Origin of the sequence: Streptomyces sp. NPDC020875, from assembly GCF_040641415.1 — a bacterium.
GTDB lineage: Bacteria > Actinomycetota > Actinomycetes > Streptomycetales > Streptomycetaceae > Streptomyces.
Genome location: NZ_JBFADP010000011.1, coordinates 51,648 through 68,871, shown reverse-complemented (window position 1 = coordinate 68,871; position 17,224 = coordinate 51,648). Strand labels below are relative to the sequence as shown.

The following is a 17,224-nucleotide window of genomic DNA, read 5'->3' as shown; positions in this document are numbered from 1 at the left end:
GCCTCCAGCAGCTCCGGGACGGGGTTCGACGGCAGTGGGCGGGCGCGCCGGCTGCGGTATGCCTTCTGTCGGCAGGCCGCAGTGCAGTATTCAGAATCTGCACGCCCAGTCGTAACGGGCGTGCCGCAGGCGCCGCAGGGGCGGCCCGATCCGATGCCTCCGTTACGTTTGCGCGTGAGGGATGTTCGGCACGCTCGCGAGCACGTCACCCCCCGCATCGTCTTCTCTGCCCCGCGCACTACGACCAGGCCGCAGCCGGCGATACACGCCTGCGGCGGGAGCGCCGTGCCGCGGCCGGCAAGTTCCCTCCACTCCATGCTCTGCGTCTGCCGGGTAGAGACCGCCCGGGTCAGACCCGTTTCCGGATCTGGACACCCTCGTTCGTAGCAGGACTCGCAGATCAGGAAACGAGCGGGCGCCCGACGGCCCTGCCGCCGGGCGCCGTCAACCAGATACGCCGTCCCGCCGAGCAGACCGGTCTCACACATCGCGCAGAGCCGAGAACGTGCACGCATAGCCATAACAGTCTCAACGACCCGCACGCCCAGCCGTAACGCCTGCCGGGGATCCAGCCGATTCGCCATGATCAGCGGGACACCCGCCAACTTCACGGACACCGGACACCCACCCCGGTGACGGCATTGCCCGGGAGAACACCGCACCGCTGGCCGCGCCGCCGAGAACCGATGCGAGGCTAGCCTCGAACCGGTGTACCTGGACTCCGGGCGGCTGCGGGGAACGTGGCCGTACGCCTTCCGGGCCGGGACACGGCTCTGCCTACCCTCCTGGACCACGGGCCACCTCGATGCCGTCCCGCCGACGACGTACCGCCACCGCTTGGACCAACAACGCCAAGGACCTACGCACCGAGCTGTACCGAACCGTCTACGACCAGCCCATCTACCCCAAGAACCTCTGCGCCGACCAGCCCCCGTACCGCCACGGCACCTACCGGGACAACGTCACCCTCCCCCAGATCGAACTGATGCGCCGCCGAGGCATCTGGAGCTAACTACTCCCCGCACCGTCAACAAGCCGGACGAGGCTCGGATCAGCCCTGCGCGCGCAGGGAACACCTCGACATCGAGGACGACCGAAATCTGCGGGACGGACCACCCCTGCGTGCGCAGGGAACTCGGCAGCGAGCGCGGTGACGCCACCACCACGGCCGGATCATCCCTGTGCAGGGAAAACCGGGAGGAGCGGTGGGCACTCTGGCCGTACCAGAGGACCAGCCCTGCGGGTGCAGGGACTACGTCGACGGGCTGCTCGGTGGTCGTCGCGGTCACGGACCAGCCCTGCGTGCGCAGGGATCACGGACCTACCGATGACAACCCGCTCGTCCTCGTCGGACCAGCCCTGCGTGCGCAGGGATCACCGGATGATCGACACTCTCGCGGCCGGTGAGGACGGACCAGCCCTGCGTGCGCAGGGATCACGTACTGGTCCGCCCGGCGCTCCAGTCGCCGAACGGACCAGCCCTGCGTGCGCAGGGATCACCCTTCTTGACCTGGCGTTTCAAAGAGACATTGCCATCTCTTGACCCGCGGCGGTCAACCATACCGCCATCCTTACAGATCGCTGATCGCTGGCGATGCCGTTTCCCGGTTCTCGGGCTCGTCACCGTCCTCACCGCCGTTGCCCTGCTCCTTCGCCCGAAGACGCGCAACTTCCGCCGACGCGTCTTCGATCGGATATTCGGATATCCGGCGTCGAGGAGCATCTTCACCGCGGTCTCCAGCGACAAAACGCCCGCTCCGAACGCTGTCGCCACCTCGTCCAGCACGGCCGCCCGGTCCGTCGGTGTGTGCTGCGCCCAGGCCAGCCGCGCCGGGAACGACTCCCCGGCCGCCGTCCACCCCTCGGCCCGCCCCGCCTGGAACAGGCGCTGTACGAACTTGAACAGCAGCCGGTACTTGTGCTCCCGAGCGAGCCGCATCGACGCGACCAGCCCGTCCAGCGGCACCAGCGCCAGCCTCAGCGCGTACCCCGACGGAACCTCCGACGCCGCCAGCGTCCCCAGCCCCGCAGCGGTGATCCGCGAGTTCGACGCGATCCGGTCCAGCAGGTGATCCACCCGCGACCTCAGCTCCGCGAGCTGATGCGACGTGTCCAGCGCATCCATCCGGCCCGTCTCCCCGAGCTGCCAGACCGCGCCGGCCTCCACCCGCAGCCGCACCGGCTTCCCCGTCGCCCGGTCCACCGGCAGCCGGGCACCCGCCAGCCCGATGATCGGCGTCCCCGTCGTCGCGCTCGCCGCCGAACTGTCCGAGTCGGTGGCCGCGAGCTCGTCCAGCCCCTGAAGCACCCGGGCCAGCGCCGGGCGCCCCCAGTACTCGCCCCCGGCCGGGATGGTGTTCGTGATGTGGACCACCGGAACGAAGTCGATCATCAGATCAAGGCGGTGCAGCTCCGTACCGTCCGGCCTCACCCGGAACACCGCCTTGTCCATCGGCAGCCGGTCCAGCGTCTGCCCGCGCTTCAGATCCTCCAGCGCCCACTCCGCGTCCGTGAGAAAGCACGTCGTCCGCGACGCCTCCCCCGGCGACCACGGGTAGTACCGCACCGCACCCACACCATCACCGTCAACCTCTCCGACCGGGCCCAGCTCGTACGTCACCCGCCGCACCCGCGCCTTCAGACCCGCCTCCTCGTCCTCCGGCAGCTCCCACGCCAGATGCACCCGGCGTGGATAGTCCTCGTCCTCCTCCTCGTCCCACTAAAAGAAGTAGAGCCCCGGGTCGTACACCCGCAACGTCGGCCGCTGCTTCTCCGGACTCCACGCCAGCACATACACCCCATCACCCAGCAGAACCGCCGTACGCTCCGCCTGCTGCACCCGCAGCGCCAGCAACTCCTTCTGAGCCCACGCGCGCAACCGCTCCTGCACAGCCGCCGCCTCCGACGAACCCGGCGCGGGCGGCTCCTCATCCGCGTGCTCCGCACCCACCACCACCACCACCACCTGCTGCTCCGGCCCCAGCAGGTAGCCGAGCGCGGTGTCCACCAGGTTCGCCGCGTCCCCCAGCTCCCGCCGCTCCAGCGCGCCGTCGTCACCGGAGGCCGCCGCCAACTGCCCGGCCTGGTTGTTGTCGTACGACGCCAGCACCTTGTACGCGGCCAGCCGACGAATCTCGTGCGGCGGCAGCCACGTCGCCGCCAGCTCGGGGAACGACCGGTCCCCCGGCCGCCCCGCCGCAGCCACCACCGGCTTGTAGTTCAGCCACGACCACGCGTCAATCACGAACTCGCGCAGGCCCACATCCACTCCCGGAAGATCGGCCCCGCGCCATCTCCACCCTACCGATGGGAGACGACCACGGGCCTACCACCTCGATGCGCGTTGCGACAAGGGCTGATGCGCGGCCCGAATCACGATATCCACAACGGAGTTACAACCAGGACGACTTCACCGACGACGGCATAGGATCCCGCAATAAGGCCCCTCCATTCAGATGTGGCCGACAGACAGTTCCTCGTCGGACACATCTGAAAGGAGGAGCAATGCCCAAACACGCCCGAAACCGGAAGAACCCCGAAAGGAAGGAGAACTTAGCTCACGGCAAGCCAGTGACCCACTGGCTCCGCAAGCGAGCGATGTCCATGACCAGGACGGCCATCCAGGTATGGTTCATCGCCCGCTCCTGCGGCGCCGACTTCTAGACCAGCCGGAGGCCACTCCATCCCTGAACTGCGGGGTGGCCTCCGGCCCCACGACACCACTTCCGGCACGACCTAAGTACATGCCGAATTCTTGATATGCAACACAACCGGTCCCCCACGAGTCAAGTTTTATGTGTCAGAAGAGTTCCAGAACAGTTCTACCGTCGCCCGGCCAGCCGCTGATCATCCCCACCATGCGGGGGCGGCATCGCCGGATCAAGGAACAGGTCCCACAGCGCCCACACCGCGCTATCGAGCAGGTCGGGCGAGTCCTCCGTCTCACCCTGGCCGACGAACGTCGCCATCTGCCCCTCCAGCTCCGCAAACACCCGCGGCGGCCCGACGTGCGAGATCCGCGCCTGCTCGTACAACTGGGCCGCCGGGGCCGCCCGAGCCCGCTTCCCCCGCGTGGCATGAACGATTCGCCAGTTCACCGTCGGATCCACCTATTCCAACAGCGCGGGCAGATAGTCCCCGCCGTTGTTCGCCTCGATCACCACACAGTCCGCCTGGTGCTCGTGATACAGCTGCGCCGCCCGCCGCATCGACCCCGTCGGCGTATACCGGTCCTGCTCGGCGTGCAACAGATACCCCCGCGGCCGGTCGCCCCCGTACAGCGTCTCGACCGGGAACGCCCGCCCGGCCACCGTGAACGCCGTCCTGTCCGCGTCCTCATGAGACTTCGTCGCCGGATCCACTGCCACAACCAGCCGCTGCATGTCCGGCAGATGCTCGCGCCGGGGCCGGGAGGCGTGGGTGGGCTAGGGGGTGTCTTCAAATGATCTTGGATGGTGGATCATGGTGCGGTGATACGTCGCCATGAATTGTCCGATGCGGAGTGGGCCTTCGTGCAGCCCCTGCTTCCCCGGGAGGATCGGGGCCGCAAGCGGCTGGACGACCGGATGGTCCTCAACGGGATCGTGTGGAAGTTCCGGACCGGGGTGGCCTGGCGGGACGTCCCGGAGCGGTACGGGCCCTGGGCGACGCTGCACACCCGTTTCCGCCGGTGGGCACTGGACGGCACCTTCGACCGGATGCTGCGGGCCGCGCAGACCGGGGCGGACACGGCCGGGGACATCGAATGGCTGGTGTCGGTCGACTCCACCGTCGTCCGTGCCCACCAGCACGCGGCCGGAGCACGAAAAGGGGGCTCCGCACTCCGGCCCTCGGCCGGTCCGGAGGCGGTCTGACCAGCAAGATCCACCTGGCCTGCGACGCCGTCGGGCGACCGCTCGCCTTCACTCTCACCGGCGGGAACACCAACGACTGCACGCAGTTCACGGCCGTCATGGAAGCCATCCGGGTGCCCAGGAACGGGCCGGGGCGTCCCCGGACCCGCCCCGCGCACGTCATCGGCGACAAGGGATACAGCTCGAAGGCAATCCGCACCTGGCTGCGGCGCCGGAACATCGGCCACACCATTCCGGAACGGGCCGACCAGATCCGCAACCGGGCCCGCCGGGGCAGCCGGGGCGGACGCCCGCCCGCCTTCGACCGCGGGATCTACAAGCGCCGCAACGTGGTGGAACGGTGCTTCAACCGGCTGAAGCAATGGCGAGGCATCGCCACTCGCTACGAGAAGACTGCCGAGTCCTACCAAGCAGCCCTCACCCTGGCATCGCTCCTGATGTGGGCGTGACATTTGAAGACAACTCCTAGTCCAGCAAGCCGAGCGTCGTGTCGGGGCGACACTCGGCGCATGGGGGGACGCCCTCGCCACCGCGGGCCTCAAATGCTGGGCGGACAAGGCATATCAAGGAGCCGGCAGGCCCGTCCGCCTCCCGTTCCGGTGCCGCCACCTTAAGCAGTGGAAACGCCACCACAACACTACCCACGCCAAGATCCGCTGTGTCGGTGAACAGGCCATAGCCACCCTCAAGGGCTGGCGACTCCTGCGGAAACTCCGCTGCAGCACCAACCGCGTCACCAACATCGTGAAGGCCGTCCTCGTCCTTCACCACGCGTCAGCGTGAGGTTGGAAAGAGCTCAATGCGTCGAAGGCATACCAGGCTTCTGAACGCGCTGGAACCCCGCTTCGCCTCTCGCGGGTGTCGGCCGCCACGCGGTCGCCAGGCCCGACGCGACGGTAGTCCGTGGTGTGCGGACCATGGTCCGTGTCCTACCCCGCCCGGGTCGGCGGTCGTCTGGTCCACCGTCCGGTGAGTGAACGGAGCGACCACGATGTCCGAGTCCGACCTGATGGATGCCCTCGATGCCTGGGAGACGTACTGGGGTGAGGCGCAGCGGGCGGCGGTCACGGTGATCACGACGGCGTTTCCTGCGCTCGGTGAGCCGACTCGGTACGTCGGCTGTCATCCGTTGCGGTTGGAGTTCGAGGAGCCTGGGCTGGGTGCGGGGCGGGTGTGCTTCGACGAGGAGGGCCGTGTGCATGTGGACTTCGAGGGTGTTCCGAACGGGGTGATTGCCCGTGCCGTCGACGAGGTCCGGTTTCCGTCGCTGGAGGGCGCGGATGGTCCGTTGTGCGGCGCTCCGCCGGGTGGGTACGTCTTCGAGAACGAGGTCACGGGTTCGGAGTTCGAGTTCGTTCTTGGTGAGGGCGGGTTGGGCAGGGTGGTGATTGCTTTCGCGTCGGTGCCTGATGCCGCGGCGGTTCTGGACGCGCTGGTACGGCATTCGATACCGGTGGTGGAATCGGCTGCGGGCGGCGTGTGAGGAACCGGGCGGGGGTCATCCTGTGCTGATGGTTGCTGTCCAGCCGCTGCGTGCCAGGTGGCAGGTGCCGTCGGGGTCGATGCGTACCGTGGCTCCGGAGATGGGCAGGTCGCCGTCGATGACGAGCCAGGTGCGGATGCGGTCGAGTTCGTCCCAGAGGCGGCGGGGGCCGCTCTGGTGGACGGTGGGCAGGTCCCGGGGGCCCGTCGCTACGGCCCGGGCCCAGGAACCGTCCGGGTGGAGCATGTACGCGGTGCGGGCGCCGTCCGGGCCCTTGCTGTACTGGTGCTCGATGCCGGGGACGGTGAGTTCGAGGGTGGATCGCACGTCCCAGGTGCTGCTCACCCGCATCACCGGGTAGCGGCCGGTGGTGACGCTCTCGCCCTGGGCTGTCTTCGCGGTGTTCCACCGGGCGGTGGTGTCGGGGGCGGGCGGGTAGTCGTCGCCGTGGCGGGTGCTCATGAACCCGGCGGGCTCGCGGGCGACCATGCCGGTGGCTCCCCCGTCCGCGGCCTTGTCCGCGGTGATGATCAGCCCGGTTCTGGCCAGCGTGGTCACCAGCCGTCCGCCGGGGCGCAGCGCGGTGAGCCAGGTGGCGGGGATGGCGGGGACGGAGACGGTGGCAATGATTCGGTCGTAGGTGTCGGGGAGTTCGCCGGTGAGGTCGCCGACTTCCAGCTGCGGGTGGTGTCCGGTGTCGGCCAGCCGTTCGCGTGCTGCCTTGATGAGGTAGGGGTCGACGTCGACGCTGGTGACCCGGTCTGCTCCGAGGCGTCGGCAGGCGAGGGCGGTGCCGTAGCCGCTGCCGCAGGTGACCAGGATGCGGTTGGTGTCGGCGATGACCGCGTGGCGGTACATCGTGACGACGAGGTCGGGCAGGGTGGAGGACGAGGTGGGCCAGCTCTCCGGGACCATGGTTCCGGGAGTGGCGTGGTCGGCGTGGTGCGGGCCGACCCTGGTGATGACACTGAGGTTTTTGTCGTAGGCGTTGTTCATCCACGTGTCGGGGTCGCTGGGGCCGTCATGGAGTTCGTAGCCCCAGGCCCCGTTTTTCCGGCTGCTCGTCCACCACCGGGGGACGAACAGGTGGCGGGGGGTTGTGGCGAGGGGGCCGTGCCAGCGGGATTCGGGCCGTACGGTCTCGTCGGCCATCCGGGCGGCATGGTGGTCCCAGCCCGCTGGCATCCAGTTCATGGTCGGGGGCTTCCTTCGGTCGGGAGGATTGGGGAGGCGGCAAAGTACGGGCTGGTTCAGTCCATCGGTCCGCAGGGTTCGCTTTTGGCGGGGGCGCAGGAGTCGGAGGCGGCCGGCTGGCAGTCGGGCGGGCAGGGGTCCGTGCTCGTACGGCTCGGGATGCTCTCAACCGTCTCGGCCCATCGGGTGCTGTTCAGTACGGATGCCAGACTGGCGCCTGTGGCCACGCTGCCTGCGGTGAGGAACCGTCCTCCGATCTCGCACGGGGCGACGGTCCCGTCCGGGAGGATCGCGGCCTTTCCGATCCCGCAGCGCCCGCACAGCTCCGCGGTCGACGGCAGAGCACCGCGGGCGGCGTTCCCGACGGCGCGGACCCGGTCGACGCGGACGTCGGGGACGCCGAGGGCTGTCATCGCGGCGCGGGCCTGCTCGACGCGCTGCCCGTTCCCCAGGTCGATGACCGCGACCGTGGGGCGAAGGCCGCGGCGCAGCGCTTCGGCGATGTTGCCGATGGTTGCCGCGTGGGATCCGGTGCGGCCGGTGATCGTGTCATGCTCGGCCGGGTCGTCGCTGTAGATCGTGGTCGCCACGCGCACGTTCGGGTGCTGGAGGATCGGCCAGTGCTGCTCACGGACGCGTACGAGGTTCGAGTAGACCCTGACGAGGAGTCCGGCCTCCACAGCGTGCCGGGCGAGCTGGGTGAAGTCGGGGTGGAGGGTGGGCTCTCCTCCGATGAGCTGGAGGGCCGTCGTGCCGAGGGCGGCGGCCTCGTCGATGATCCGCAGCCAGGTGTCCGTCGTCATCGTGCCGTGCCCGGCCGTCGGTCCGGCCTGGGCGTAGCAGTGGCCGGGGCAGGTGAGCTGGCAGCGGGAGGTGATCTCCAGGGACAGGAACCGTAACGGGGCGGGCGAAGGCGCCTCCGGGGCGATCGTCATGGCGGCATGGTAGGGGCCGGTGCGCTCCGGAAAGAGCAGTTCGCCGGAACCGTCCGCCCGGCTGTGGTGTCTGCTACACGGTGGCCCGGTTGGGGCCGGTTCACTGACTGCGCCGTAGCTGCCTCGGCGAGATCGGCTGCGGACTGTTTTGGCCGGGCGAACCGTCTGACGGCCTGATGGAGTACTCAGAAACTGTCTGAACTCACGTTCAGACACGGCCCGACGGCCCTCGCTTTCTATCCGGCCCGAAGACGCTCGCGGAAACCATGGGAGCCCCGACGAAGGCTGCTCGTCCGGGCATCGCGGCGGCGGAGGCCAACTAGCGACGCTCTCAGTTCCGCCCTAGGGTGTTTCTGCTCCAGGGTGCTTTGACCGAGCGCGGGGTACCGCGTGAGGCTGCCGCACGGCATGGCTGTGCGGCCGCAACGATGGGGAGGGAAAGCCGTGATCGTCAAGCGAATCCGGCCGAAGGCCGTCGTGAGTATCGCTGCCGCTGCCATGGCGCTCGGCGCGCTCAGCGCCGCACCGGCGCAGGCTGACACTGTCTGCAACAGCGGGCGCCTGTGCTATTACCAGCCGAACGGCAACATCACGAACGTCGGCCTCAGCACTGTTACCACCTGTGGTGCGTCCGCGCCGTATCCTGGCGCCATTGGCAACAACTACGTCCGCAACCGCTCCGCCACCTACTGGGTCGATCTCTACTACGACTACAACGGCGACGGTGACGTTACTCCGGTGGAGCATGTCGTACGTCTCTACCAAGGGGATGGAGCGACGCTCAACGCCAGCTCCCGGTACTACTACTGCAAAATCTGAGCCAGCGCACCTGAGGAGACGCACTCGCCTCGCACCGCCCCGGGTCGGCTGCCGCGGACTCCCCCGGACTGCGGCGAAGTTCTTCCGTCCCCGCCTCCGCGTGTTGCCGCAGAATCGAAGGCGTCTTTCCTCGCGCGGGTGATATCGCGTGCTCGGGCGCTCCAGCCTGAACCTGCGCCTTTGATGTGGAGGGGGCGGGCGCCGGGGCCGTTGGCCGGGAGGGCGCGACGTTAGGGGTGGGTCGGGTTCAGTCTGCCGTCCGCTCGTGCTGTTGGGTGGGGCCGCGTTCGCGGTCCGGCGGCCGGGCAGGACGGAGGATGGTCGTGGCCCGGCGGCGCACCGGCCCTTCGGACGAGGTCAGGGACCTGGTTCATGAGCGCGACGGGGGGCGGTGTGCCCGCTGTGGCTCGCCCGACCGGCTGACGGTTCACCACCGGGTCAACCGGGGGATGGGCGGGTCACGGGCGCAGTGGATCAACGAGGCGCCGAATCTGCTGCTGGTGTGTGAGTGGTGCAACGGGTTCTTCGAGGACTATCCCGCGGTCTCGTACGAGGCCGGGTGGAAGGTCCAGAGCTGGCGGAGTCCGGGCGACGTCGCTGTCCGGTACGCGGACGGGCTGGTGTACCGGCTCGGCTCGGACGGCGGGCGCACCGTCGTGGCGGAGGTGCGGGCGTGAAGCGGGAGGTGGAGGTGGGCCGCTGGACGTTCTGTACTTGGGAGGAGGCGCCGGGGATGTGGTTCGCGGTCGGCTGGACCCGGGGCAGCGCGGAGCGGCCGTATCCGGTGGGCGGTCCTGCGCTGACCGTCGGGCGGCGGACGTGGGCGGTGTGCGCCCGGTACTCGCGTGCCGGGTACCGGGCCGCGAGGGAGGATCCGTGGGCGGCGGAGGAGGAGGTCTTCCGGCCTCTTCCGCGCCGTCGGCGGGGGCTCGCCCGGCTGCTGTGGTGGTGAGGCGCCTGGTCGGGCTCGGCGTTGTGCGCCGCGGTGTCGTGCCCGGGACGGATACGGGCCGGATCGCGCTGACGGGTGCCTGCTCCTCGTACGGCCGGGCCGTCGCTGGGGATGCGGAGGGGCTGTTGTTCTTCGTCGGCGGCTTCGGGCTCGCCCTGCTCAGAAGAGGCGGGCGGAGATCGTCCAGCACTCACCGATGACGCGTGCTGTATGATTTTGGTGTCCGTTCGGCGTGGGGTTGCCCCAGCCTTCGCCGGCACCGCCAGGGTGCCCAACGCGCGATGGAGGCCAGCCATGCCCGCTGTGCACCACACTCTGCCCATTCCCGACCATGCCGCTCTGCGCAAGGACGCCGGAAAGAAGGTCCTGGAGGAGCTGGGCAGGCTCGCCCGGACCGATGAACGGTTCCGGCGAGTCTGCGAGATCGTCGCGCAGGCGGATCTGGAGATCGAGGCGCACGTCGAGGAGCGCAACCAGGCCGCGATGAGCCTGTGGTTCTACGACGGTGTCCGCGGCCTGAACCGGGTCCTGGGTATCTCCGCTGGCGCGTACGACGAGATGCGGCGTCTGGCTCTGGTGGGTGACCGGCTCGCGCCGATCAACCGGGCCGGTGAGCGGATGAACGCCGAGGAGTTGCGGGAGGCGGCGCGGAGGGCCGGGGTGGAGTACGTCGAGACCGCCGCCGAGACGCTGCCCGCTCTGGCGGAGACGGTGTCGGTGGCGACGGGGCGCCGCAAGGCGGCGCTGCCGGTGCTGCAGGACACGGCGCTCGCGCTGATGGAGGAGCCGTACAGCATGTCGACGGAGCAGATCGGCGAGCTGGGCGGTGTCACGGCGAAGTACGTCCGGGACTCGAAGAACAAGGCCATCAAGCGCCGCGGCTACTGACCCGGTGTTCCCCGGCCCGGTCCCTGGTTCCCGGGGCCGGGTTTTCCGTCGCCGGTCACCGGGGCCTGATTTTCCGGTGCCGGTACTTCCGGGCTCCGGCAGCCCGGAGACTGCTTTTCCCGGCGCCCGCTGGTTCAGGCCCCTTTAGTAAGAACATCAAGTACCCGCCATCAAGTAGTTACGGTGCTTCGCTTCGCTCAGCACCGTCGGGCTTCCGGCTCGGCCGGGCTGCTCCGGGGACGCATCCGGGTGGCCGGTGTGCGTGCAGCGACCAGAGGCCCGGCGGCCCCGCGGGTCTCGGCGGCGCGACATTGGTGTTCGGTGACAGTGAATCTGGATTCTTGCCACCGGAGTCAGGCCGGTAGACGAAACTAGCTGCGCGGGGCCTGCGGCGCGGATCTCCGCTCCGATGACCGGCGTGAGAGCTGAAGGCCGAGAGGCGGGGATGAGTCGACAGGACCTTGCGGATGCGCTGGACGCCGAGCTGGCCGTTCGGCCGCTGCCAGTATCTGCGGTGCACGCCATCCGGGGATGGCTGGCTGGGGCCGGATCTCGGTACGCGACAGGTACTGGCACCCACGCCGTGATGTACGTGCCCGCTCACTGGTCGGGTATCACTCCGTGGCCCATTCGGCTCCTTGAACGGTCGCAAGCAAGCGGCGCAGCGATCAGCCGTTCCGAGGTCGTGACGATCGCCCGGGAGGCGGTGAGGGGCGGGGCGTGGGCTGAGGCTCTGGTGGCCTCGTATGTCTGGGGGCAGGGCAGGAATGGCTATGGGCCGCACCGCCTTCGGGAGATCTTGGCCAAGCCGAACACATCCGATGCGCTGGCAAAGGCAGGTGCGGCTCTCCGGGAGGAGGGGGCGGCTGCGGCGTATCGAGGGTTGTACGGGGAAGTGAGAGGATTTGGGCCGGCGTTTATCACCAAGCTGCTCTACTTCCTCGACCGGGCGATCGACGCCCCTGTGGGGCCTCGCGCGCTGATCCTTGACCAAAGGGTCGCGCGCGTCGTCCGTATCCACGCCACGCGGCTGGGAGTGGAGTTGGGCCTGCCGTCAGCGGCGGACGTAGCCGCATGGATCTGGTCGGACGGCGGCTGGACGCCACATCGATACGGGATCTACCTGCACTGGGCTACCGCCGCCGCCGAGCAGCTCGTCTCCTGCGGTATCGGGTGGCCCGAGGCGAGCCCGGATCTGCTGGAACTGGCCCTGTTCGACGGCGTGTGGGATCCAGCAGCCTAACCACTATGAAAGCGATAGCAAGCAGTCCAAGCGGGGCCGGTCGCGCGGCCGGGGGTGTCACGAGATCGGCGGGACCGACGTTCCCTGGAGTATGACGAACGAGTCCCTGCCCCTGGCCCGGCACTTCTATGAGGTGCGCCGTGAGGTGCTGGCCGCGTGCGGTACGCGGATCACGCCCTGGTACCGGCTGAGCCGGGACGAGCGGGCCGCCGCGGTCGCGGAGGGTGCGATAGGCGGGCCACAACCCCAGCGTGCGCCTGTCACGGCTCGGCGGCATGTCGGTCACGTCGCTTTTCCTGGAGCACACCCGTGCTGGGCCTGAACCAGATCAACCTGGCGCGGCGGGCTTCGGCGGGTCTGCATTCGCGTGCCAAGAGAAATGCGGGACGCTCCCGGTATGACCGCTGCCAATGTACTGGGTCCGCTGACGCCGAACGAGGCTCGTGAGCTGACTGACAGGATCCGAAATGCGCTGGATGACGTGTGGGATTTGGTGCGCCGGGCGTATCTGACCCGGGCGTGGAAGTCACTTGGTTACCCGAGTTGGGCCGCCTACTGCGAAGCGGAGTTCGCTGGATCGCTTCGGCTGCCGCGCACGCAGCGGCGGGCTGTCGTATCGTCTCTGCGGGCCGCCGGACTGAGTACCCGGGCGATCGCCTCTGCGACGAATTCCCACCACTCGACGGTGGGGGACGATCTTCGAGGTGGAGGAAATCCGCCACCTGACCGACCGGTGCTCGGTATCGACGGCAAGAGGTACACGTCCTCCCCCGCCGCGCGGACGGAGCCGGCCCCGCTTCCAGTGCCCGCAGACGCCCCGCCGACGACGACGGCCCTGCCACACAGGGGAAGGCTCCCCATGGGCAAGGCCCTGGAGGCACTGCTGGAGGGTGTCCTGGTAGCCCTGGAGAGCACCACTGTTGACGACTGGCCGCTCCAGGTACGGCTGACCGTCGCGCGGACAGCCCGGGAGATCGAAGCCAAGGTCCGGCCGACCGGCAGGCGCTGACCGGCGCTCCATCGTTTCCACTACGTCCGTCGGTTCGGCATGCCCGGCAACCCGAGCCCGGCCCGTGGCCGCGACGGATCCGGGGCGGACCCGGGCAGGGATGCCGCCCGCGCGGATCCGACACGTGCGTCCTCCCGGCACACCACACGCCGGGGTTTCACTCAGCGCACGCCCCCGACGGCCGGGGAACACTGGCACGGTCCATGCCGTCAAGGAGTTGAGAAAGGTACGCCGTGGCCGACGCGCCCGTACTGCGCACGAGGGGATCTGGACGGCGCCGATCACCGACGTCCCCCTTATCGCTGCCCGGTGGTCCCTGCCGCAGGAGGCCCAGGACGAAGAGGAGGCCATGCTCCAGCGCCTGAGGAACGGCGACTTCACCGGCTTCACCGGCCTCGACGACCAGACGGGGAACGGCCAGTGACCTACCGGGTGCAGTACTCAAGCGAAGCCCAAGCGTCGGTCGACGCCCTGCCACAGCCCGTACGGCGGCACCGTGTCGATCCAGGCCGGGCCGGGACGACCTAGGGGCTTCGGGTCGGTGAACAGAACCTCACCGAGGCTGCCCCGGGGGGCGGCAGGCGGAGAGCAGCCGGGCGGCCCTGGCCGCGCCACCCGCGAGGGATACCGGCGAAGTGCCCCGGCGCGGCAGCGGGCCTGGTAGAGAGACAGTCGGGCTGCCGGGCTCCGGGCCGGGAGTAAGCGGGCGCCAAGGGCTGTGTCACCAGGCCGGATACGTTTCGGCCGGGCCGCCTAACGCGGTGTGCATGACGAACAGCCTCCGGGCGGGGCATCCTGAGCAGCATGGACTTCCATCCCGTTGAGCGTGCCTCGGAGTCGTTCCAGCAGTCACTGACGGCGGAGGAGATCGAACAGGTCTGCCGACGGGCCTTCGGCGGCGGCGCCGCGCCTGTGTCCGCTGTCGAGCTGGGCACAGGGATGTACAACAACGTCTACCGCGTCACCCTGGCCGGCCGGGCCCGGCCGGTGATCCTGCGGGTCGCGCCGCCGGAGGGCCGCCAGTTCCGTAGTGAGCGCCACCTGATGCGCAACGAGTTCGCGAGCCTGCCGTGGCTGGCGGTGATCGCGCCGTTGATGCCGCGGGTGCTCGCCGCCGACTGGTCGCACGAGGTGGTCGGCCGGGACTGGATGATCCAGTCCCACCTGGACGGCATCGCGGCTCCGGAGCACCTGGGAACGTATCCGCGTACCGCGTGGTCGGCGTTCTACCGGCAGATGGGCGCTGTCGCCCGCTTGGTGCACGACGTGCGCGGCCCGCGCTTCGGGCCTGTCAGCGGCCCGGGATACGCCACCTGGAGCGGGGCGGTGATCGCGTCGCTGGAGGAGATCGCCGCCGACCTGGACGGCGTCGGCCTGGACGCGGCCGACGTGCGGAAGGTCGCAGCGGTGGCCGCGCACGAGAGCGCCGTGCTGGACGAGGTCACCGAACCGAGGCTGCTGACCGGGGATCTGTGGACCGTCAACGTCCTGATGGACCCGGCGGCCCCCGAGCCGGTGATCACCGGGGTGCTGGACTTCGACCGCACGTGGTTCGGTGATCCGGCGGCTGGCTGGACCATCCGCATGGCGACGGCCAAGGCGGATGAGCGGACCGCTTTCTGGGAGTCCTACGGAGTGCTGGACCGCTCGTCCGCCGCGGTGTGGCGGGCGCGGGTGTACGAGGCCCGGCACTTGGGCGCGATCCGCCTGGAGCGCCACCGGCTGGCCAAGGCGGACGCGGTCCGCGAGAGCTACGGCGCGATGGCCGAGGTGCTCGCCGGCCTGACCTGACCGGACGCGTCCGCCGGTTCGACGTGGATGCGGATCTGCCGCAGGAGCGTGTCGGCCCGCTCCTCGACGCCGGCGGCGTCCGGGCCGGTGACCACGAACGACCCCAGCCGGTGGCCGTTGGCGTCCGGCTCGTGGACGAGAGCGCCGATCGCCGATCGCCGGCGGGCGAACGGTACGCCCGGTCCCACCGTCGGGAGCCCGGAGAGCGATGTCAGCCGTCCGGCGCGCGGGCTGGTCACGAACCGTACGGTCGCGTATCCGCGGGCGGTGGGGGTGAGTGCGGCCGGGCGGCCGAGGGCGACGTCGAGCAGAGCCGCCCATACGTCGACGCCCAGGGCGTGCTGGATCAGGAGGCCGATCTGCCCGGCGGCGAGGCGGGCGCCGATCTCGATGACCGCGCACCGCCCGTCGCCGCCGACGATGACTTCGGTGTGCGAGGCGCCGTGCCGGATCCCGGCCGCCCCGATGGCCGCCTCCGTCTCCCGGTACACGGCCGCCTCGACGGCCGGGGGCAGGTGGACGGGGAGGCTGTGCCCGCCGTGGTGAAGTACCAGGTCACTACCGGTCTGATCCTTATGGTGACCGCTCTGGAGATCGCCCACCTGTACTGACGACTCCACGTCCCGGACACAGGCCCGGTCGTGGCCGCGAGAAGAGGCCGGGATGACCACACCAGCGCGAAGACCGGGCGCGGGTCCGGGACGTGGAGTCGTCAGTACAGGTGGGGGCGTCGAACCCCTCTCGGCCGGGCGTAGTCCGGGAGGGGCGTGACGCGGTGAGATCCCTACGCGGTGGCCTCGGGCTGCTGGGCGGTCTCTTGGAGGAAGGCGTTCCAGGTGCTGCGGTGAATGGTGAGCGGCGGCTGGTGGGGCCGCTTGGAGTCGCCGAGCAGGATGAAGCCGGTCGTGGTCGGGTGGGGGGCTGCCTGGACGCAGTCGCCTCCGCCTCCGCTGTAGGAGGAGACCGTCCAGTGGACCTGGGTGAGATTGAGGTTGATGGGGTCGGGCTTGGGGTGGTGGGTCATGTCCGCAGCTCCTTGATCATGTGCTGGAGACCGATGCGCGGGTCGCCGGGCGGCAGGGCCCGGTCCCACAGTCCGGAGTGGACCTCGGTGTAGGTCCGGACATCGGCCTTTCCCTCGAAATACACCGAGTGGGTCATGGTTTCCACGCACACCAGGTCCGGGGTCGTGTCGTCGAAGTGGAAGACGACGAACGGCCCGGCGGCTCCGGGGTGGATCACGGGGTCAAACGGCAGAATGCGGATCTCGTGGCGTGGCGAGTCGGCGGCGGCCAGGAGGTGTTCGAGCTGTTCCCGCATGGCGGCGGGGTCGCCGACGGAGCGAGTGAGGGCGCGCTCGCAGATCAGTGCGCGCAAACGCTGGTCGCCCTGGGCGAAGGTCTTCTGCCTGCTGATACGCAGGGTGGCCAGGCCCTCGACCTCGTCCGGGGCGAGGTCGGGGCGCAGGAGGGCGATGAGGCGACAGGCGTAGCCGTGGGTCTGGAGCAGGCCGGGGATGAGGACGGTCTGGTAGCTGGTGATGTGGTCGGCGCGGCGTTCGAGGCTGAGGAACGGCTCGAAGTGCATGCTCGTGATGAGCGCGCTGTGGGTGCGCCAGAGGGCGGGGCGCCGGCGGCGGGTGGTGTCGACGGCGATGAGGCCAAGGACCTGGGCCGTCTTGTCGGGGCCAGCGCCGTAGTGGTTGAGGAGGACTTCGGCCAGTTCTCTGGTGACGCGGCGTTTGCCCTGTTCGATGCGGCTGAGGGTGCCCGTGTCGGACTTGATGCCGTGCGTCTGGAGGTGGGCGACCACTTGCGCGAGGCTGAGGTCGCTGGAGTCTCTCAGCTCTTTGAGCGCGCTGCCGATCTGGCTGCCCGGGAGGGAGGCGACGGGATCGTTGGTCTGCGGCATGAGCGGTAGTCTGCCCGGTCCGGCGGAGGTCGACAACCGGTCAACTGCGCAATTTGCAAGGCAGATTGCGCCATGTAGTTGCCAACTGCGAGGCGGAGGAGCATTCTAGCGAGGGTCACCGTGCGTGTTGTCACCATTGCCTCGTG

19 protein-coding genes, 2 pseudogenes and 1 CRISPR repeat array are annotated in these 17,224 nt (G+C 69.4%); of the genes and pseudogenes, 13 read left to right on the top strand and 8 right to left on the bottom strand.

Features of this window, described 5'->3' with window-relative positions; translation table 11 throughout:
• Positions 1-805: 805 nt before the first annotated feature.
• Together AB0G74_RS08755 and AB0G74_RS08750 are read left to right on the top strand one after the other, a co-directional pair.
• The gene (locus AB0G74_RS08755) at positions 806-1,012 is read left to right on the top strand and encodes a hypothetical protein (RefSeq protein ID WP_361142129.1); all 207 of its coding nucleotides are present in this window, start codon (positions 806-808) and stop codon (positions 1,010-1,012) included.
• A gap of 215 nt (positions 1,013-1,227) precedes the next feature.
• Positions 1,228-1,501: direct repeats of the CRISPR family, unit length 29 nt; unit sequence CGGACCAGCCCTGCGTGCGCAGGGATCAC.
• A gap of 607 nt (positions 1,502-2,108) precedes the next feature.
• Positions 2,109-2,303, top strand: coding sequence for a hypothetical protein (locus AB0G74_RS08750; protein ID WP_361142127.1), 195 nt, complete (start codon positions 2,109-2,111; stop codon positions 2,301-2,303).
• A 416-nt stretch (positions 2,304-2,719) separates the two neighbouring features.
• Here the strand turns inward: AB0G74_RS08750 and AB0G74_RS08745 are convergent, their stop codons facing one another.
• The 3 genes from AB0G74_RS08745 to AB0G74_RS08735 form a co-directional block, all read right to left on the bottom strand.
• A complete protein-coding gene (locus AB0G74_RS08745) occupies positions 2,720-3,244 on the bottom strand; it encodes a hypothetical protein (protein WP_361142126.1) in 525 nt (174 codons plus the stop codon).
• A gap of 577 nt (positions 3,245-3,821) precedes the next feature.
• Positions 3,822-4,097 (bottom strand): hypothetical protein, encoded by a 276-nt coding sequence (locus tag AB0G74_RS08740; RefSeq protein ID WP_361142125.1) that lies wholly within the window; start codon positions 4,095-4,097, stop codon positions 3,822-3,824.
• A 12-nt stretch (positions 4,098-4,109) separates the two neighbouring features.
• The gene (locus AB0G74_RS08735) at positions 4,110-4,382 is read right to left on the bottom strand and encodes a hypothetical protein (RefSeq protein ID WP_361142124.1); all 273 of its coding nucleotides are present in this window, start codon (positions 4,380-4,382) and stop codon (positions 4,110-4,112) included.
• 90 nt (positions 4,383-4,472) lie between these two features.
• Here AB0G74_RS08735 and AB0G74_RS08730 point away from each other — a divergent pair.
• From AB0G74_RS08730 to AB0G74_RS08720, 3 genes and pseudogenes are all read left to right on the top strand, one after another.
• Positions 4,473-5,302, top strand: a pseudogene (locus AB0G74_RS08730) (IS5 family transposase).
• 67 nt (positions 5,303-5,369) lie between these two features.
• Positions 5,370-5,636: pseudogene (locus AB0G74_RS08725) on the top strand (transposase family protein); the annotation flags it as partial.
• Between the two features lie 208 nt (positions 5,637-5,844).
• A complete protein-coding gene (locus AB0G74_RS08720) occupies positions 5,845-6,336 on the top strand; it encodes a hypothetical protein (RefSeq protein WP_361142122.1) in 492 nt (163 codons plus the stop codon).
• Between the two features lie 15 nt (positions 6,337-6,351).
• On the opposite strand, the gene AB0G74_RS08715 is transcribed toward AB0G74_RS08720, so the two are convergent.
• Positions 6,352-7,521, bottom strand: coding sequence for a methyltransferase domain-containing protein (locus AB0G74_RS08715; protein WP_361142287.1), 1,170 nt, complete (start codon positions 7,519-7,521; stop codon positions 6,352-6,354).
• Positions 7,522-7,586: 65 nt separating this feature from the next.
• On the bottom strand, positions 7,587-8,465 hold the full coding sequence (locus tag AB0G74_RS08710) for a radical SAM protein (RefSeq protein ID WP_361142121.1): 879 nt from the start codon (positions 8,463-8,465) through the stop codon (positions 7,587-7,589).
• Between the two features lie 444 nt (positions 8,466-8,909).
• Between AB0G74_RS08710 and AB0G74_RS08705 the strand changes: the two genes are divergently transcribed.
• From AB0G74_RS08705 to AB0G74_RS08670, 8 genes are all read left to right on the top strand, one after another.
• Entirely contained in the window at positions 8,910-9,284 is a 375-nt protein-coding gene (locus AB0G74_RS08705) for a hypothetical protein (RefSeq protein WP_361142119.1), read from the top strand.
• A gap of 449 nt (positions 9,285-9,733) precedes the next feature.
• Entirely contained in the window at positions 9,734-9,961 is a 228-nt protein-coding gene (locus AB0G74_RS08700; RefSeq protein WP_361142117.1) for a hypothetical protein, read from the top strand.
• Positions 9,958-10,236, top strand: coding sequence for a hypothetical protein (locus tag AB0G74_RS08695; protein ID WP_361142115.1), 279 nt, complete (start codon positions 9,958-9,960; stop codon positions 10,234-10,236). Before AB0G74_RS08700 ends, AB0G74_RS08695 begins: the two co-directional genes overlap by 4 nt.
• Before the next feature lie 294 nt (positions 10,237-10,530).
• Positions 10,531-11,124 carry a hypothetical protein gene (locus tag AB0G74_RS08690; RefSeq protein WP_361142113.1) on the top strand — a complete coding sequence of 198 codons (594 nt, stop codon included), beginning with the start codon at positions 10,531-10,533 and terminating at the stop codon, positions 11,122-11,124.
• Between the two features lie 409 nt (positions 11,125-11,533).
• A complete protein-coding gene (locus AB0G74_RS08685; RefSeq protein ID WP_361142112.1) occupies positions 11,534-12,367 on the top strand; it encodes a hypothetical protein in 834 nt (277 codons plus the stop codon).
• 859 nt (positions 12,368-13,226) lie between these two features.
• Positions 13,227-13,376 carry a hypothetical protein gene (locus AB0G74_RS08680; RefSeq protein WP_361142110.1) on the top strand — a complete coding sequence of 50 codons (150 nt, stop codon included), beginning with the start codon at positions 13,227-13,229 and terminating at the stop codon, positions 13,374-13,376.
• Positions 13,377-13,593: 217 nt separating this feature from the next.
• Positions 13,594-13,800, top strand: coding sequence for a hypothetical protein (locus tag AB0G74_RS08675; protein ID WP_361142109.1), 207 nt, complete (start codon positions 13,594-13,596; stop codon positions 13,798-13,800).
• A gap of 380 nt (positions 13,801-14,180) precedes the next feature.
• A complete protein-coding gene (locus tag AB0G74_RS08670) occupies positions 14,181-15,167 on the top strand; it encodes an aminoglycoside phosphotransferase family protein (RefSeq protein WP_361142107.1) in 987 nt (328 codons plus the stop codon).
• Here the strand turns inward: AB0G74_RS08670 and AB0G74_RS08665 are convergent.
• From AB0G74_RS08665 to AB0G74_RS08655, 3 genes are all read right to left on the bottom strand, one after another.
• On the bottom strand, positions 15,128-15,658 hold the full coding sequence (locus AB0G74_RS08665; protein ID WP_361142105.1) for a hypothetical protein: 531 nt from the start codon (positions 15,656-15,658) through the stop codon (positions 15,128-15,130). The genes AB0G74_RS08670 and AB0G74_RS08665 overlap by 40 nt on opposite strands.
• Positions 15,659-15,951: 293 nt before the next feature.
• Positions 15,952-16,191, bottom strand: coding sequence for a DUF397 domain-containing protein (locus AB0G74_RS08660; RefSeq protein ID WP_361142103.1), 240 nt, complete (start codon positions 16,189-16,191; stop codon positions 15,952-15,954).
• Positions 16,188-17,078: a helix-turn-helix transcriptional regulator gene (locus AB0G74_RS08655; RefSeq protein WP_361142101.1), complete on the bottom strand. Its 891-nt coding sequence runs from the start codon at positions 17,076-17,078 to the stop codon at positions 16,188-16,190. Before AB0G74_RS08655 ends, AB0G74_RS08660 begins: the two co-directional genes overlap by 4 nt.
• Positions 17,079-17,224: the final 146 nt, after the last annotated feature.

Coding starts and splice junctions, on each gene's coding strand:
- AB0G74_RS08720 (WP_361142122.1), top strand. CDS start 5,845: ATGTCCGAGTCCGACCTGATGGATGCCCTCGATGCCTGGGAGACGTAC.
- AB0G74_RS08700 (WP_361142117.1), top strand. CDS start 9,734: ATGGGCGGGTCACGGGCGCAGTGGATCAACGAGGCGCCGAATCTGCTG.
- AB0G74_RS08670 (WP_361142107.1), top strand. CDS start 14,181: ATGGACTTCCATCCCGTTGAGCGTGCCTCGGAGTCGTTCCAGCAGTCA.
- AB0G74_RS08755 (WP_361142129.1), top strand. CDS start 806: ATGCCGTCCCGCCGACGACGTACCGCCACCGCTTGGACCAACAACGCC.
- AB0G74_RS08680 (WP_361142110.1), top strand. CDS start 13,227: ATGGGCAAGGCCCTGGAGGCACTGCTGGAGGGTGTCCTGGTAGCCCTG.
- AB0G74_RS08685 (WP_361142112.1), top strand. CDS start 11,534: ATGACCGGCGTGAGAGCTGAAGGCCGAGAGGCGGGGATGAGTCGACAG.
- AB0G74_RS08735 (WP_361142124.1), bottom strand. CDS start 4,382: ATGCAGCGGCTGGTTGTGGCAGTGGATCCGGCGACGAAGTCTCATGAG.
- AB0G74_RS08715 (WP_361142287.1), bottom strand. CDS start 7,521: ATGCCAGCGGGCTGGGACCACCATGCCGCCCGGATGGCCGACGAGACC.
- AB0G74_RS08660 (WP_361142103.1), bottom strand. CDS start 16,191: ATGACCCACCACCCCAAGCCCGACCCCATCAACCTCAATCTCACCCAG.
- AB0G74_RS08710 (WP_361142121.1), bottom strand. CDS start 8,465: ATGACGATCGCCCCGGAGGCGCCTTCGCCCGCCCCGTTACGGTTCCTG.
- AB0G74_RS08690 (WP_361142113.1), top strand. CDS start 10,531: ATGCCCGCTGTGCACCACACTCTGCCCATTCCCGACCATGCCGCTCTG.
- AB0G74_RS08655 (WP_361142101.1), bottom strand. CDS start 17,078: ATGCCGCAGACCAACGATCCCGTCGCCTCCCTCCCGGGCAGCCAGATC.